This is a genomic window from Candidatus Krumholzibacteriia bacterium (assembly GCA_035268685.1).
Classification (GTDB): domain Bacteria; phylum Krumholzibacteriota; class Krumholzibacteriia; order JAJRXK01; family JAJRXK01; genus JAJRXK01.
Genome location: DATFKK010000172.1, coordinates 21677 through 36833, shown reverse-complemented (window position 1 = coordinate 36833; position 15157 = coordinate 21677). Strand labels below are relative to the sequence as shown.

The 15157-nt window shown below is 69.7% G+C and carries 12 protein-coding genes and 1 pseudogene; 6 read left to right on the top strand and 7 right to left on the bottom strand.

Going from position 1 to position 15157, the window contains the following annotated elements:
* The first annotated feature begins 21 nt into the window (after positions 1–21).
* Genes VKA86_16380 through VKA86_16370 form a run of 3 tightly spaced genes read left to right on the top strand, consistent with a single transcriptional unit; the run spans position 22 to position 3355 of the window.
* Positions 22–1587: a tetratricopeptide repeat protein gene (locus VKA86_16380; protein ID HKK72784.1), complete on the top strand. Its 1566-nt coding sequence runs from the start codon at positions 22–24 to the stop codon at positions 1585–1587.
* A complete protein-coding gene (locus VKA86_16375; GenBank protein ID HKK72783.1) occupies positions 1584–2420 on the top strand; it encodes an FAD-binding oxidoreductase in 837 nt (278 codons plus the stop codon). Before VKA86_16380 ends, VKA86_16375 begins: the two co-directional genes overlap by 4 nt.
* Complete coding sequence (locus VKA86_16370) at positions 2417–3355, top strand: dihydroorotate dehydrogenase (protein HKK72782.1); 939 nt, start codon at positions 2417–2419, stop codon at positions 3353–3355. Before VKA86_16375 ends, VKA86_16370 begins: the two co-directional genes overlap by 4 nt.
* A 20-nt stretch (positions 3356–3375) precedes the next feature.
* Here the strand turns inward: VKA86_16370 and VKA86_16365 are convergent, their stop codons facing one another.
* The 6 genes from VKA86_16365 to VKA86_16340 all read right to left on the bottom strand — a co-directional run bounded on the left by VKA86_16365 (position 3376) and on the right by VKA86_16340 (position 10485).
* The gene (locus VKA86_16365; GenBank protein HKK72781.1) at positions 3376–4428 is read right to left on the bottom strand and encodes a hypothetical protein; all 1053 of its coding nucleotides are present in this window, start codon (positions 4426–4428) and stop codon (positions 3376–3378) included.
* A 21-nt stretch (positions 4429–4449) separates the two neighbouring features.
* Positions 4450–5571: an MraY family glycosyltransferase gene (locus VKA86_16360; GenBank protein ID HKK72780.1), complete on the bottom strand. Its 1122-nt coding sequence runs from the start codon at positions 5569–5571 to the stop codon at positions 4450–4452.
* A 138-nt stretch (positions 5572–5709) separates the two neighbouring features.
* On the bottom strand, positions 5710–7149 hold the full coding sequence (locus tag VKA86_16355) for a flippase (GenBank protein ID HKK72779.1): 1440 nt from the start codon (positions 7147–7149) through the stop codon (positions 5710–5712).
* Positions 7146–8453, bottom strand: a complete 1308-nt coding sequence (locus VKA86_16350) for a UDP-glucose/GDP-mannose dehydrogenase family protein (GenBank protein HKK72778.1) — start codon at positions 8451–8453, stop codon at positions 7146–7148. Before VKA86_16350 ends, VKA86_16355 begins: the two co-directional genes overlap by 4 nt.
* Before the next feature lie 31 nt (positions 8454–8484).
* Positions 8485–9459 carry a GDP-mannose 4,6-dehydratase gene (locus VKA86_16345; protein ID HKK72777.1) on the bottom strand — a complete coding sequence of 325 codons (975 nt, stop codon included), beginning with the start codon at positions 9457–9459 and terminating at the stop codon, positions 8485–8487.
* A gap of 48 nt (positions 9460–9507) precedes the next feature.
* Positions 9508–10485, bottom strand: a complete 978-nt coding sequence (locus VKA86_16340; GenBank protein HKK72776.1) for a GDP-mannose 4,6-dehydratase — start codon at positions 10483–10485, stop codon at positions 9508–9510.
* 180 nt (positions 10486–10665) lie between these two features.
* Here VKA86_16340 and VKA86_16335 point away from each other — a divergent pair, with 180 nt between their 5' ends.
* Complete coding sequence (locus tag VKA86_16335; GenBank protein HKK72775.1) at positions 10666–11610, top strand: calcium/sodium antiporter; 945 nt, start codon at positions 10666–10668, stop codon at positions 11608–11610.
* Positions 11611–11636: 26 nt separating this feature from the next.
* On the opposite strand, the gene VKA86_16330 is transcribed toward VKA86_16335, so the two are convergent.
* Positions 11637–11969 carry a PqqD family protein gene (locus VKA86_16330; GenBank protein ID HKK72774.1) on the bottom strand — a complete coding sequence of 111 codons (333 nt, stop codon included), beginning with the start codon at positions 11967–11969 and terminating at the stop codon, positions 11637–11639.
* A gap of 283 nt (positions 11970–12252) precedes the next feature.
* On the opposite strand from VKA86_16330, the gene lpdA reads away from it, so the two are divergent.
* Positions 12253–13656: a dihydrolipoyl dehydrogenase gene (lpdA, locus tag VKA86_16325; GenBank protein ID HKK72773.1), complete on the top strand. Its 1404-nt coding sequence runs from the start codon at positions 12253–12255 to the stop codon at positions 13654–13656.
* A 27-nt stretch (positions 13657–13683) separates the two neighbouring features.
* Positions 13684–15156: pseudogene (sucB, locus tag VKA86_16320) on the top strand (2-oxoglutarate dehydrogenase, E2 component, dihydrolipoamide succinyltransferase).
* The last annotated feature ends 1 nt before the right edge of the window (position 15157 follow it).

Genomic DNA, 15157 nt, shown 5'->3' with positions numbered 1-15157 from the left:
CAGACGAGTGGACACCAGGGCTTGAGATCGACGAAGCAGCGGAAGGGATGGCTCGCCGCGGTCGCACTGATCGCGATCGTGGTGTCGTTCCCGGCGGGCTGCGCCTACTTCAACCTGTTCTACAATGCCGAGACCGCCTTCGAGGAGGGCGAGCGTCTGGGCGAGGAGGTCGATCCACGCGACCGGCCGACGCAACAGCAGCGGAACCAGTACCGGCGCGCCATCCGCAAGTCGGAGATGCTGCTCGACGAGTACCCCGACAGCGACCTCGTCGACGATGCGCTCTTCCTCATGGGCAAGTCCTACCTGCGTCTGAACGAGTGGTCGGACGCCCTGCGGAACCTCGACAACCTGCTCGCCAACTTCCCGAACAGTGAGTTCGTCCAGGAGGCCATGTACCTCAAGAGCCTGGCCCATCTGGGCCGGGGCGAGGAGCAGGCCGGTCTCGACTGGTTCGCGCGGCTGCGCGAATCCTTTCCCGACGGTCGTTTCGCGGCCGAGGCCCTGTACCGTCTCGGCGATGCCTACGCCGAGGACCGCCGCTACGATCAGGCCATCGACTACTACCGGCGCTTCCTGGAGCAACACCCCGATCGTCCCGAGGTGTCGTCGGCCCGTCTGTCGCTCGCGCGGATCCTGCTCGAGCTCGATCGGCGGCCCGAGGCGCTCGAACAGCTGGCGGCCGTCGACCCCGAGCTCCTGAACGACGCGCAGCGCTTCGAGGTGGAGCGCCTGCGCGTGGTGACCCTGATCGAGGAGGGTCGTCCCGAGGAGGCCGCCGAACTCGTGGTCGAGCTCTCGGATCTCGCGATGGACCAGTCCCAGCGCGACGAGGCCTTCCTGCTCGAGGGGCGGACCCTGCTCGAGCAGGGACGCGTCGACGAGGGCATCGAGGCCCTCGAAGTGCTCGGCGCGGAGGACAGCCAGTCGCAGGCCAAGGGCCAGGCCTGGTACACGATCGTCGAGTACCTGGTCCGCGAACGGGGTCCCGACAGCGAACTACTCGCCGAAAAGCTGGAGACAGCGGTCTCGCGGCGGCTCGGCGCGGAGTGGGGACCACCCGTGAAGGTGCGCGAGAGTCAGCTCGCGCAGTACGAGGAGCTGCGCGGAGTCGTCGCCGCCGACAGCACCGAGGCGCTCGAGCGCGTCGAGGCGGCCTTCGAACTGGGTGAACTCGTCCTGTTCGGGTTCGAGCGCCCGGGCGATGCCCTTCCGTGGTACGAGCGAGCCCTCGAGCTCGGTGCCGACACCGAGTTCGGTCCGCCCGCGGCCTATGCCATCGGGTACATCCGGGCCGAGCACATGGACGATCCCGAAGGGGCCGACCGGATGTACGCCCGTCTGCGCGAGGACTACCCCGAGTCGCCACAGGCGCGCAGCCTGGCCGGTGAGGAGTTCCTCACTGCCAAGGAGCGGACGCAGGAGGAGCTGGAGGCCCTCGTCGCGGCACGCATGCGTCAGATCGGAGCGGGTGGGACCGGGACCGGTCCCGGCGGGGGAGCGACCGACGATCCGCGCTTCGCGCCCACGCGTTCGCTGCAGTACGGCGGTCCCGGTGCCTTCACCCCCCGTGAACGAGGCCGATGATGCCACGTACCCTCGCCGAGTGCCCGGTCGTCGCGCGCCGCGAGGTCGCGCGGGACACCGTCGTCGTGAGTTTCGAGGTCCACCTCGAGGAACCGGTCACGGCCGGTCAGTTCGCCATGGTCCACACCGGCGACGACGACGCCTACGTCCTGCCGCGGCCCTACAGCATCCTCGACGTGGTGGGCGACCGCATGGACCTGCTGGTGAAGGTCGCCGGCCGCGGCTCGAAGGAGCTGGCCCAGATCCGCGAGGGCGCGACGGCGCGGATCTTCGGCCCTCTGGGCCACGGCTTCGACCTGGCCGATTTCGAGGGTCGCCCGTCGGTCCTGGTCGCCGGAGGCGTGGGGATCGTTCCCCTCTACCGTCTGGCGCGCGAACTGAAACGCCGGGGAGGGCCGGCAGCGCGCCCGCTCTTCGGCGCGCACACGCCGGCGGACCTTCCCGTGGAACTGCTCGGCGACGAGCCCGCCGGCCCCTGGCAGTTGTGGATCGAGGAGCAGCCCCTGGAAGGACAGCGTCTGGGACTCGTGACGCTCGGCCTGGAGGAAGCGCTCGACGCGACGCCCGACGCGATCGTCGCCACCTGCGGACCCACGCCGATGATGCACGCCGTGGCCCGGATGTGCCGCGATCGCGGTGTCCCGCTCCGAGTGTGCCTCGAGGAGCAGATGGGCTGCGGCGCCGGCGTCTGTCGGGCCTGTGTGATCGAGCACGCCGACCAGCCGCGCATGCGCACGGTGTGCAAGGAGGGTCCGGTCTTCGACGTCGACCAGATCCGCTTCCTGCCCGAGGACCACACCGACCGTGCCGAGCCCGGAGCGTGCTCGGCATGAGCATCGACCTGCGCGTCACCACCGGACCGGTCACGTGGAGGAACCCCGTGTTCACCGCGTCGGGCACCTGGGGCTACGGGATCGAGTACTTCGACCTGTGCGACCCGTCGGACCTCGGCGGCATCGTCACGAAGACCGTCACCGTCGAGCCGCGAGCGGGCAATCCGCAGCCGCGGGTGTGCGAGCTGCGCCACGGCATGCTCAACTCGATCGGTCTGGAGAACGTGGGGCTGGCCGCCTTCGTCGGCCAGAAGCTCCCCGTGCTGCGGGAACACCGCGTGCCGACGGTGGTGTCGCTGGCCGCCCGCGACGAGGTCGAGTTCACGACCATGATCGACGAGCTCGCCGCACACCCGGGGTGGAGTGCGGTCGAGCTCAACCTGAGCTGCCCGAACGTCGCGCGGGGCGGCCTGGACTTCGGGCGGGATCCGGCGCGGGTCGAGCGGATCACCGCCGATGCCCGACGTGCGCTCCCGGCCGATCGTGCCCTGTGGGTGAAACTCACCCCGAACGTGACGGCGATCGGGGATCTGGCCCGCGCGGCCGAGACCGGCGGCGCCCATGCGATCAGCTGCATCAACACCCTCGTCGGCATGGAGATCGACCTCGACCGGCGCGAGCCCGTGTTCCCGCGCGGCACGGCCGGCTACAGCGGGCCGGCGATCCTGCCCGTGGCGTTGGCCAAGGTCTGGGAAGTCGCCCACGCGGTCGGCATTCCCATCGTCGGCATCGGCGGGATCTCGTCGCTCGACGACGTGTTGCGCTTCTTCGTGGCGGGTGCGACGGCGGTGCAGGTGGGCACGTCGCTCTTCGCACGGCCCGATCTGGCCAACGTCTTCGAACGGCGCCTGGCCGAGCGTCTCGCGGCGATGGACGTGGAACGGCCGGTGGATCTGCGATCGCGTCGGCTCCCGGCCCTCCGTCCGGTCGGCTGAGACCGGGTGGCCGAGACCGATCAGCAGGGGTCGGTCTCGGGGCCGCCGTCGGGGTCTTCGTCGTCGATCTCCCACTCGGCGTCGTAGGACGGCAGGCTTCCCGCGATCGTGCACGGTTCGGTGTCGTCGTCGTCCTCGAAGGTCCCCCCGAGCACGTCCTGGGCACCGCGGGCGAGCAGCAGGGCTGCGGCCTCCATGCCCGAGGAACAGGGGTCGTCCGGTGCCGAGACGTGTTCCTCGCGCAGGACGTGTTCGCCGTCGGGGGACGCGACCACAGCGTACACGACGAGACGGTCACCGCCCGATCGGGCCAGCGCTCCGATCGGCATCTCCCACGGTCCGCCCAGCGCTTCGAGCAACGAGCATTCGGCCGCGTACTCGGCGGCGGTCGTCGCATCGTGCAGCGCCTGCAGACGCGCAGCGGTGAGGTCGTCGTCGCGACGCCCGAGACACAGCAGCACTCCGGCTCCGGCCGCCGGGACCAGCATCTCGGGCGGGAAGATCTCGCTGACCTGTTCGTGCAGGCCCAGCTGCTCGATCGCTGCCCCCGGCGCCACCAGGGCGTCGACCGTTCCGTCGATCAGCGACGTGAGCCAGTCGCCGGCGTCGCCGCGGATCAGTTCCGTGGCGAGCTCGGGGCGGTACTCCATGACCTGGGCGCGTGTGCGGAGGTGGACCACGCCCACACGGGCGTCGTCCTCCAGCAGGTCCAGCGTCTCGCCGTGCGGACTCACCAGGACCTCGTAGGGCTTGCCGCGCTCGAGCACGGCCAGGATCCGGAGATCGTCGGGCACGTCGCCGCGGAGGTCGAAGCCGCGATGGATCACCGTGTCGATGGCACCTTCGCGCAGTCGGCGGTGCAGTCGGCGGATCTCGGAGCGGTTCTCGGCGATGTGGTCGTCGTGCAGAACGGTGTCGTCGGGGTCGTCCTCGCCGATGATCTCGAGGTGGATGGGAAAGGTCGACTTCCGCTCGACCAGCGAGCGTGCCAGCGATTCCGCCTGGGTCCGGGCCAGCCCGCGGGGAGCGACGCCCAGGATCAGCGGTCGGTCATCGGAGTCTTGGTGGCTCATGGACAGACGAGGAGGATCCGATCAGGCGGCGCGGTTCTGCGGCGCGGGGACCACACCGCTGGGGGTGTCGCTCTCGAGCCGTTCCCGACGCGGATCGTCGAGGCGCACGGTCACGCGCAGAGGAAGCACGACACGCGCCAATGGCGCGGTGACCACCACCACGACCCCGAGGGCCGGGAGCAGGGGCGCTCCCCACGCGATCGCGAGCCCGGCGGCCACGCCGACGAACCCGATGGTCCACAGGATCGCCGCAGCGGCCCGGATCGACAAGCCCGCCGCCACCAGACGGTGGTGGACGTGGTCCCGATCGGCGCGGAAGGGGCTCACGCGGCTCCGGACCCGTCGCAGGACGGCCAGCAGCGTGTCGAGCAACGGGACCCAGGCGCAGAGGGCCACCGCGAGCAGTGTGCGCAGCGACGGGTCCCTGCCGATCAGGATCGCGCCCACCGACGCGACGAGATACCCGAACATCATGCTGCCGCTGTCACCCAGGTAGATCTTGGCCGGATAGCGGTTGCTGCGCAGGAAACCGAGCGCGGCTCCGGCGAAGGATCCGGCGATGGCGGCAGTTCCCAGATCACCGGCCCGCACGGCCAGGACCACCAGTCCGAATCCACCCAGCGCGACCAGGCCCGGGGCCAGCCCGTCGATCCCGTCGACCAGGTTGACGGCATTGGTGGTGGTGACCATCCACAGGCCCAGGGCGATCACGGCCGCGGCGGCCGGGAGCATGGTCCAGGCCACGATCCCCGACAGGCCCAGCACGGCCTGGCTCGACACCAGCACGGACACGGCGGCGATCTGCACGAGGAGCTTCTCGATCGGACGGCAGCCACGCAGATCGTCGACGAGACCGACTCCGGCCACGAGGAGGGTTCCGGGGACGACGGTCAGCAGTACCGGCTCGAGCCGGCCCCCGATGCCCTCGAACGCGGCGTGGATGCTCCAGAGACCGATCCCGGTGGCCGCCAGGACGGCCATGCCGCCGGCGTGGGTCCGGGCCGACTCGCGCTCCTTGTGGGCGGCGCCCTCGGGCCGGTCCCGCCAGCGCAGACGCACCGCGACGCGCCGGACGACCGGCGTGATCAACAGGGCGCTCAGACAGGCCACGCTGAACGCGAAGACCGTGGTCGAGATCGGCAAGGCTGGACCGTCCTGGCTCCGCGCGCGGGGCGAGCTTCGACCGAGCGAAGCCCGGAGGTGGCGGCGAGACCGGGTGTCCGCCGCGCGTATGACGATCGAAAATGTGTACGCCCGCCGCCGCCGCCGGTCAAGTCCGCATCAGGGTCGACGGACGCCGCGGAAGGGACGCCGCGGGCGGCCGAGATTCACCAGGGCGAGGACGACGACGCCGATCACGGCAGCGGCGGTGGTCACCGCCAATCCGCGTCCTTCGGGATCCCAAAGCAGGACGGCCGTTGCGGCCAGCCCGCTCGAGACCACGGCCCGGGTGTGCGAGCCCGCCCGTTCGCCCCACGGCAGCGATCCCGCCGCGCGTCGGACCTCGCGGAACCCGCCCACGGTCAGCAGCAAGAGGGCCAGGAAGGTGCTCGCCACCGCCCCGATCGCCCCGAAGATCGGGATCAGCACCAGGTTCGCCGCAACGTTCACGCCGGCCGTCCAGCCCATGAGGCGTGCGTAGGCGCGCTGGGAGTCCGCGGCCACGAGCAGGGGGAAGATCACCGTGCCGAGACCCCGCAGCGCCAACAGCGGGACCATCCACAGCAGCAGTGCGCCGGCCTCGGAGAACTCCGCGCCGTAGAGTCCGCGCAACAGGCCGGGGCCGAGCACCGCCATCAACGCCGCGCCGGCGCAGACGTAGACGACCGACAGACGCAGTCCCTCGGCGAGGACCGCACCCACCGACTCGGTGGCGCCGGGGCGCAGGGACCGCACGAAGGCCGGACGCAACGACCAGGTCAGGGCCACGACCGGGAACATCGCCGCGTCGATCACGTTGCGGGCCACCGCGAACTGCCCCACCACGGCCTCGCTGTCGAAGGCACCGAGCATCAGCCGGTCGGTGTGGGCGTAGATCAGGAAGCTGGCCGAAGAGAAGGCCAGTGGCAGGGCCAGGTCCCAGGTGCGGCGCAGGGTCCGGACCCCGGCCACGGTCTGTGCGCGCGTCGAGTGGACCAGCCGCCCGAGCACGACCGTCGAGGGCAGGGCCTGCGACAGCGCGTGGCCGGCCAGGAACCACTCGACGCCCACCCCGAACCACCGGACGAGTCCCAGTGCGGCCAGGCGTAGCACGAGGGCGACCACGCGCAGCCACATCTGCGGCCGGAAGGCCCGCAGGCCGACCTGGACCTCGCCCGCGAACTCGAACAGACTGGCCCCGACGATCACCGCGCCGGCCAGGGCGAAGGCCACCGTCGTCTCGTCGGTGCCGGTCAGGCCCCGTGCGATCCACGGCGAGGCCACCACGGCGACGATCGCCGTCCCCAGGGTGAGCGGCAGGCGCAACGCGAGCCCGGCCCGGATCCACGGACCGGGGGTGTCGTCGTTCTCGCTGACCAGACGCGAGGTCGCGGTGTGCAGACCGAACTTGGCGGCCACCAGCAGCAGCGTGGCCGCCGACATGACCAGCGAGTAGACGCCGAATCCCGCGTCGCCCACGTAGGGTGCGAGCAGGAGCGACACGAGGAAGCTGCCGACCAGCGGCAACGCCGCCGTCACCACGTTGGTCGCCAGGCCTCCGCGCGCCGCGGGGCTGCTCATCGTCCGAAGCTGTCGTAGGCGAAGCCCAGGGACTCCATGCGATCGCGCGGGTAGACGTTGCGGCAGTCGATGAAGACGGGCGCCTTCATCGCGTCGCGGATCCTCTCCATGTCCAGTTCACGGTAGGGGTTCCACTCGGTCACCAGCAGAGCGGCGTCGGCGCCCTCGATGCAGGCGTACGGTCCGTCGGCGATCTCGAGATCGGGCACGTGCATGAGGAAGGTCTCGACCGCCTCGGGATCACAGGCCACCACGTGGGCGCCGCGTTCGCGCAGGGCCGCGACCAGGCCGAGGCTCGGCGCCTCGCGCACGTCGTCGGTGTTCGGCTTGAAGGCCAGGCCCAGGAGGGCGACGCGTTTGCCGTGCAGCGAACCCGCCAGGGCCTCGAGCTTCTCCACCGCACGCGGGGCGCGCTCGTCGTTCACGCCCATCGCGCCCTCGATCAGGCGCAGGGGCGTTTCGTTGGCCCGGCCCATCTGCACGATCGCCTTGGTGTCCTTCGGCAGGCAACTTCCGCCGAAGCCCAGACCGGCGTGCAGGAACTTCTTCCCGATGCGTCCGTCCAGGCCCATGGCCTTGGCGAGGACGTCGACTCGAGCGCCGAGCTTCTCGCACAGGTCGGCCATCTCGTTGATGTAGCTGATCTTCACCGCCAGGTAGGCGTTGCTGGCGTACTTGATCAGCTCGCTGGTCTCGAGGTCGGTCGAGACGATCGGGGTGTCGAGCAGGTAGAGCGGGCGGTAGAGCGACTGCATGAGCTCGGCGGCGCGCTCGGTCTTCGTGCCGATCACCACGCGGTCGGGGCGCATGAAGTCCTCGATCGAGCTGCCCTCGCGCAGGAACTCGGGGTTGCTGGCGACGTCGTAGTCGACGCCTTCCTTCGCGGTGGAGTCGATCATCTTCGTCAGCTCGCGTGCGGTGCCCACGGGAACGGTGCTCTTCGTGCAGATCACCTTGTATTCCCCGGGCTCGAGCAGGCGGGCGACGTCCTGGCCGACTTTCATCACGTACTGCATGTCGGCCTCGCCGTTCTCCATGGGCGGGGTCTGCACGGCGATCATCACCACCTCGGCGGGGGCGACGCCGGTGGCCAGGTCGGTGGTGAAGTGCAGGCGCCCGTTGCCGTGGTTCTTCTCGACGAGGATGTCGAGGCCCGGTTCGTAGAAGGGGATCTCGCCGCGTTCGAGCCGGGCGATGCGGTCGGCGTTGATGTCCACGCACCAGACTTCGTGTCCGAAGTCGGCGAAGCACGCGCCGGACACCAGTCCGACGTATCCGGTTCCCACCATGCAGATCCTGGCCACGTTTCCTCCTCGCGCGTGAGCGCGTGTTCGTTCAGCGGGAAGTGGTGGGCGACGACGGGGAGTCGCCGATCCGTTCGCGCCACCATTGCAGGAGTTCGTTCAGAGCCGTCTCGACGGGGGTCGAGGGTACCCATCCGATCATCGAACGCAAGCGCGACGGGTCGCCCACGAAGAGCGGTACGTCGCCGGGTCTCAGCCGGGCCGGGTCGACCTGCCAGTCGACCGGGGCGAGGGCGACGGAGCAGAGGTGGTCGAGGACGGTTCGCAGTGCGGTGGCCTCGCCGCGGCAGAGATTGACCACGTCGTGCGGCCAGTCGACGGTCAACAGGTCGGCGTAGGCGCGGGCGACGTCACCGACGTGCGAGACGTCCCGGCTGACGTCGAGGTTGCCCACGGCCAGCACTCCGCCCCCGGCGCGTTCCAGCTCGGCGATCTGCCGGGCCCAGCTGCCGAAGACGAAGCGATCGGACTGGCCGGGACCGGTGTGCGTGAAGCTGCGGACGGCCAGGACGTCGAGACCGTGGGCACGGCGGAACTGCTGGCACAACAGGGTCTGGGCGGTCTTGCTCACCGCGTAGGGGTTGCCAGGGCGCAGCGGCTGGTCCTCCGTCAGCGGGAGTTCGCCGTCGCCGTTCGGCGCACCGTACTCCTCGCAGCTCCCCACCGACAGCAGGCGGGGACGCTCCCCGGCGGGCAGCGAGAGGATCGCCTCGAGCAGGCCGAGCGTACTCTCGACGTTGTTGCGCAGGGTCTCGCGCGGAATACGGAAGCTCGCGCCGCCGCTGCTCTGCGCGGCCAGGTGCACGATCGCGTCGGGGCGGATGTCGGTCAGTGCGCGGGCGACGACGCCGTCCTCGGCCAGCGGGATGCGCAGGGTCTGGTCGTCGTCATCGGGACGAGCGGGACCGCGCTCGACGGTCCACACCGCGAGAGCGCGTCCGGTCAGCTCGCGGGCGAGCGTCCGTCCGACGAAGCCGTGTCCGCCTGTGATCCAGACTCGTTGCACGTGGAGGCCGGGTGCACCCGGTGGGGTCGGAGGATCGCCGTTCGTTCGCTACAGGGTCGAGGTGGTGCGTCGGGCCAGCCGGTCGCGCCAGTAGTCGAGCAGGTCGCGCAGCGTCTGTTCGAAGGGAATGCGAGGCTCCCACCCGGTGCGCTCGCGGAAGCGGTCGGCCGAACCCAGGAGCACCGGGACGTCGCTCGGGCGCATGCGCTCGGGATCCTCTTCGACGCTGACCTCGAGACGGGCCATGTCGAGCAGCATGTCCAGGACGTCGCCGATCCGGTGGGCCTTGCCCTGGCAGATGTTGTAGCACCCGCCGGGCTCGCCCTTCTCGAGGGCCAGGACGTAGCCGCGGGCCATGTCGCGGACGTCGGTGAAGTCACGCCGTGCATCCAGGTTGCCCACGCGGATCACCGCGTCCTGGAGGCCGGCCTCGATGCTCGCCACCTGATGGGCGAAGTTGCTGCACACGAAGACGTGGCCACGCCGCGGACCCGTGTGGTTGAAGCCGCGGGTGCGCACCGTGTCGATTCCGTAGCTCTGGTGGTACTGGTAGGCCAGGACGTCCTGGGTCACCTTGCTCACCGCGTAGGGCGACAGCGGCCGCAGGGGGTTCTCTTCGCGGATCGGCAGCTCGTCGGCGTGGACCAGACCGTATTCCTCGCTGCTGCAGGCGATCTGGATCCGCGGGTTCAACGAGAGCTGACGCAGACCTTCGAAGAGGTTGATCTGACCGCGGACGTTCACGTCGAGCGTCTCGTTCGGGCTGGTCCAGCTGGTGGGCACGAAGGACTGGGCCGCCAGATGGAAGACCCAGTCCGGCCGGCTGATCTCGAGCGCGCGACGCATGCCCGAGGCGTCGGCGATGTCGCCCTCGATCAGATGGACGCGACCGAGCAGATGGTTCACGTTCTCCATCCGGCTGCGCCAGCGGTAGAGGCCGTAGATCTCGCAGTCGCCACGCTCGAGCAGATGGTCGGCGAGGTGGCTCCCGACGAAGCCGGTGAAGCCGGTGATCAGAACGCGCACGGTGTTGCTCCTGGAATCGAAGGGGTCGCCGAGCGCGACCTCCGGACACGGACCCGTCGAGTCTAGGGCCCCGCAACTGTGGGGTCAACGCGGCTCGGCGGCTGTGCTAGCATGCGCGGCTCGCGCCGCACCCGAAATCACTCCTGCGCCCTCACCCGTTCTCGGCACGGATCCCTACCCATGGAGCCCATCACCTTTCTCTGGCTGGCCGGCGGGGTCGTCGGCACCTGGTTCGGCGCGGAACTCCTGGTGCGAGGCTCTGCGCATATCGCATTGACCCTCGGGATCCGGCCCATGGTGGTCGGCCTCACGGTGGTGGCCTTCGGCACCTCGAGTCCCGAGGCCGTGGTCAGCCTGGTGGCCGCGGCCAAGGATTCCGCCGGCATCGCGGTCGGCAACGTCTTCGGCAGCAATATCGCCAACGTGGGTCTGATCCTCGGGACGGTGTGTCTGCTGCACCCCGTGCGCGTGCTGTGGCGCGAGGTGCGGCTCGACGCGTCGTTCATGGTGCTGGCCACCTTCGTGGCCGCGGCCTTCGCCATGACGGGCCACCTCGACCGTCCGGCGGGTGCGGTCATGCTGGGCATGCTCGCGCTGTCGCTCTTCTATTACATACGCGGGGGGCACGCGCCCGGCGGCGACACCGCGCTCGAGGCCGAGATCCCCGACGTCCCGCGCCCGGGTCTGCTCTGGCCCATCGCGCAGTCGGCGCTCGGGCTCCTGCTGCTGGTGGGCGGTGCGCACCTGCTGGTGAGCGCGGCCGAGGCGGTGGCCTTGCAGTTCGGGATCTCCGAGGAGGTCATCGGTGCCACCATGGTGGCGGTCGGGACGTCGTTGCCCGAACTGGCGGCGAGCGTGGTCGCCGTCGTCCGCGGTCACCACGAGATCGGCATCGGCAACATCATCGGCAGCAATCAGATGAACCTGCTGTTCGTGCTCGGCGGCGTGTGCATGTTCGGGGACGTGGAGGCCTCCGATCAGGTGCGCCAGGTGATCGTTCCGATCACGCTGGTGTTCACCGTGGCCCTGATCCCGATGATGGCCACCGGCGGAAGAGTGGGGCGGGCCGAGGGGGCTCTGCTGCTCGCGGGCTACGCAGCCTTCGCGGCTGCCAGCTATTTCTGATCCGGTCAAGGTCCATGTACGGACTTTTAGACCACGACCGTGGTGGGGCCCACGCGCGCCGGTCCGGCCAGGGATGGGTCGGGCACGGCGAAGAGCCGGACCAGTTCCGTTCTCTCGAGATCGAGCAGGAAGGCCTCGACGTCGTCGGCGGCCTGGTCGGGCTCGGCGTCGAACAGACGCACGAGCTCGTCGACGAGGTCCCCCACGCTCCATTCGCCGTCGCAGCGATCCCAGAGTACCAGTCCGATCTCGTCGAGGGTGAAACGGCGTTGGTCGGCGAGTCGGACGAGGACACCACCCCCGTCCAGTGCCCGCCAGTGGACGTCGAAGGCGCGAACGGGCCGGAGATTGCGATCCACGGTGGGTTCCTTCCGAAGAGGTGCGCCTCTCGCCGCTGCATGGCGGATGCCAGAAGGGTGTGCGACGGAGGAATCGCCCCCCGGCCGCCGCACGACTCCAGCAACATCTTGATCATCCCCGCTCGCGACCCGGGGGCGCCCCCTGGTCGAATCGATCGGACATGCTAGTCTTCTACGGTTATCGAAACTGTGAGACACGACGGCGAACGCCGGTCCTGGCGTGCGTCCACAAGACCCGTGGCACCGGCCCGTGGCCGGGCCCCGAGCAGGGAAAGGGAGCAGCGTGGCGAACACGGACTACGACGTGATCGTGATCGGCGCCGGACCCGGCGGCTACACCGGAGCGATCCGGGCGGCGCAGCTGGGCTTGAACACCGCCGTCGTCGAGATGGATTCCCGACTGGGTGGCACCTGTCTGCTGCGCGGGTGCATTCCGACCAAGGCCATGCTGCACTCGGCCGACCTGGTCAGCGAGATGGCCCACGCCAAGACCATGGGTCTGGACATCCCCGACTGGAAGCTCGATTTCTCCCAGGTGATGAAGAACAAGTCCCAGACGGTGGACAAGAACGCCAAGGGCGTCGAGTACCTCTTCAAGAAGAACAAGATCACCACCGAGCGGGGCCGCGGACGCCTCACCGGTCCGAAGACGGTCGAGGTCACCCAGGACGGCGAGACCCGTACGCTCACCGCGAAGAGGGGCGTGCTCCTGGCCATGGGCAGCAAGCCCACCGAGATCGGCGCCTTTCCCGTCGACGGCAAGCGGATCATCACCAGCGACCACATCCTCGAGCTCGAGAAGCTGCCGAAGAAGCTCGTCGTGCTCGGCGCGGGCGCCGTGGGGACCGAGTTCGCGTCGATCTTCGCCCGCTTCGGCGTGGAGACGGTGCTCGTGGAGATGCTCCCGCGGATCCTGCCGATCGAGGACGAGGACTGCAGCAAGGACCTCGAACGCGCGTTGAAGAAGGACGGTATCGAGATCCGTACCGGGACCAAGCTGGCCAACGCCGAGGCGAAGGCCCGCAGCGTCGACCTGACGCTCGACAAGGACGGCGAGACCGAGACCCTGAAGGCCGACATGCTGCTGGTGGCCGTGGGGCGCTCGCCGCTGACCGCCGACTGCGGCCTCGAGGAGGTCGGCGTGCGGATGCACGAGCGCGGCTACGTGCTGACCGACGAATACATGCGGACCAGCGTCGAGGGCGTGTACGCGATCGGTGACATCGTGCCGACGCCGGCCCTGGCCCACTGCGCCTCGGCCGAGTCGATCGTGGCCGCCGAGCACATCGCCGGCCACGAGACCTTCCCGGTCAAGTACGAGACGGTCCCGAATGCGACGTACTGCCGTCCCGAGGTCGCGAGCGTGGGCAAGACCGAGGCCCAGGCGCGCGAGGAGGGCTACGACGTCGAGGTGGGCAAGTTCCCGTGGGCGGCCAGCGGCAAGGCCCGCATCCGCCACGAGACCGCGGGCTTCGTCAAGATCGTCCGCGACAAGAAGTACGACGAGATCCTCGGGATCCACATCATCGGGCCGGCGGCCACCGACCTGATCAGCGAGGCCGCCGCGCTGCTGCACCTCGAGTGCACGAACGACGAGCTCTCGCGCATCGTCCACGCCCATCCCACGCTGGGAGAGGGCATGCTCGAGGCGAGTCACGCCGCGGCGGGTCACCCGATCGCGTTCTGATCGTCGAGCCGAACCCGAAACCCGGTCTCCGGAACCCCGGTCTGCGCAGGAGGAACGATGGCAACCGATGTGACGATGCCCCAGATGGGCGAGAGCATCGCCGAGGGCACGATCACCAAGTGGCTGAAGAAGGTCGGCGACCCCGTCGAGCGTGACGAGCCGCTGTTCGAGATCTCCACCGACAAGGTCGACGCCGAGATCCCGTCGCCCGCTTCGGGCACCCTGGCCGAGATCGTCGTCAACGAGGGCGAGACGGTCGAGGTGAAGACCGTCGTCGCCAAGATCGGCGAGGGGGACGAGGCCGACGGTGGCGGCGGCGAGGCGCCGTCCGAGGCTCCCGCGAAGGAAGAGGAGTCGAAGCAGGAGGCCCAGCCCGCTCAGGAACCGGCACAGGAGCCCGCGAAGGCCGAGGAGCCCGCGAAGACCGAGGAGCCCGCGAAGAAGCCCGCTCCGTCCGAGCCCGCGCCCCAGCCGCAGCCCGCGGCGTCGACCGGCGGCAACGGCGGCCCGGCGGCCACCCGCGAGGAGCGCGTGCAGACCAAGAGCTCGCCCCTGGTGCGCAAGATCGCGGCCGAGCACGGCGTGGACATCACGCAGGTGCAGGGCAGCGGCGTGCACGGCCGGGTGACCAAGGACGACATCATGGCCTACATCGAGCGCGGTGGCACCGCGACGGAGCAGGCCCCGGCCGAACAGCCGGCCCCGCAGGCAGCCCCGCAGCAGCCGGCCGCCCAGCCGCAGCAGGCCCAGCGGCAGCAAGCCGCGCCGCAGCCCGCCGCGTCGGGTCCGACCGCCGAGGCCGGCGAGCGCGACCGCGTCGAGCCGATGTCGCGCATGCGCCAGGTGATCAGCGAGCGCATGGTGCACAGCGTGCAGACGAGCCCGCACGTGCACACCTACTACGAGATCGACATGAAGCGCGTCGACGAGCTGCGGAAGAAGAACAAGGAAGCCTTCCTGCAGCGGACCGGCGGGGCCAAGCTCACCTACACGGTGTTCATGGCCAAGGCCGTGATCGACCAGCTGGCCAAGCACCCGGTGATCAACGCGTCGATCAACGGCACCGACATCATCTATCACGACTACGTGAACCTGGGCATGGCGGTCGCCCTCGACTGGGGCCTGCTGGTCCCGGTGATCGACGACGCGCAGGACCTGTCGATGGTCGGGCTGGCCAAGGCGATCACCGACAAGGCGACCCGGGCCCGCGACCGCAAGCTCGGTCCCGACGAGCTGTCGGGTTCGACCTTCACGATCACCAACCCGGGCAGCTTCGGAAGCCTCATGGGCGATCCGGTCATCAACCAGCCGAACGTGGCGATCCTGGGCATGGGCAAGGTCGAGGACCGCGTGGTGGCCGTCGACGGCGCCATCGCGATCCGGCCGCGCATGTACGTGACCCTGGGCTACGACCACCGTCTGATCGACGGTGCCACGGCGGAGCGTTTCCTGAGCGGCATCAAGGAGACGCTGGAGAACTTCGACGAGACGGCCCTGTAGG

Excerpts from the sequence above, each read along its gene's own strand:
- VKA86_16375 (HKK72783.1), top strand. The coding sequence starts at position 1,584 with ATGATGCCACGTACCCTCGCCGAGTGCCCGGTCGTCGCGCGCCGCGAG.
- VKA86_16370 (HKK72782.1), top strand. The coding sequence starts at position 2,417 with ATGAGCATCGACCTGCGCGTCACCACCGGACCGGTCACGTGGAGGAAC.
- VKA86_16365 (HKK72781.1), bottom strand. The coding sequence starts at position 4,428 with ATGAGCCACCAAGACTCCGATGACCGACCGCTGATCCTGGGCGTCGCT.
- VKA86_16355 (HKK72779.1), bottom strand. The coding sequence starts at position 7,149 with ATGAGCAGCCCCGCGGCGCGCGGAGGCCTGGCGACCAACGTGGTGACG.
- VKA86_16335 (HKK72775.1), top strand. The coding sequence starts at position 10,666 with ATGGAGCCCATCACCTTTCTCTGGCTGGCCGGCGGGGTCGTCGGCACC.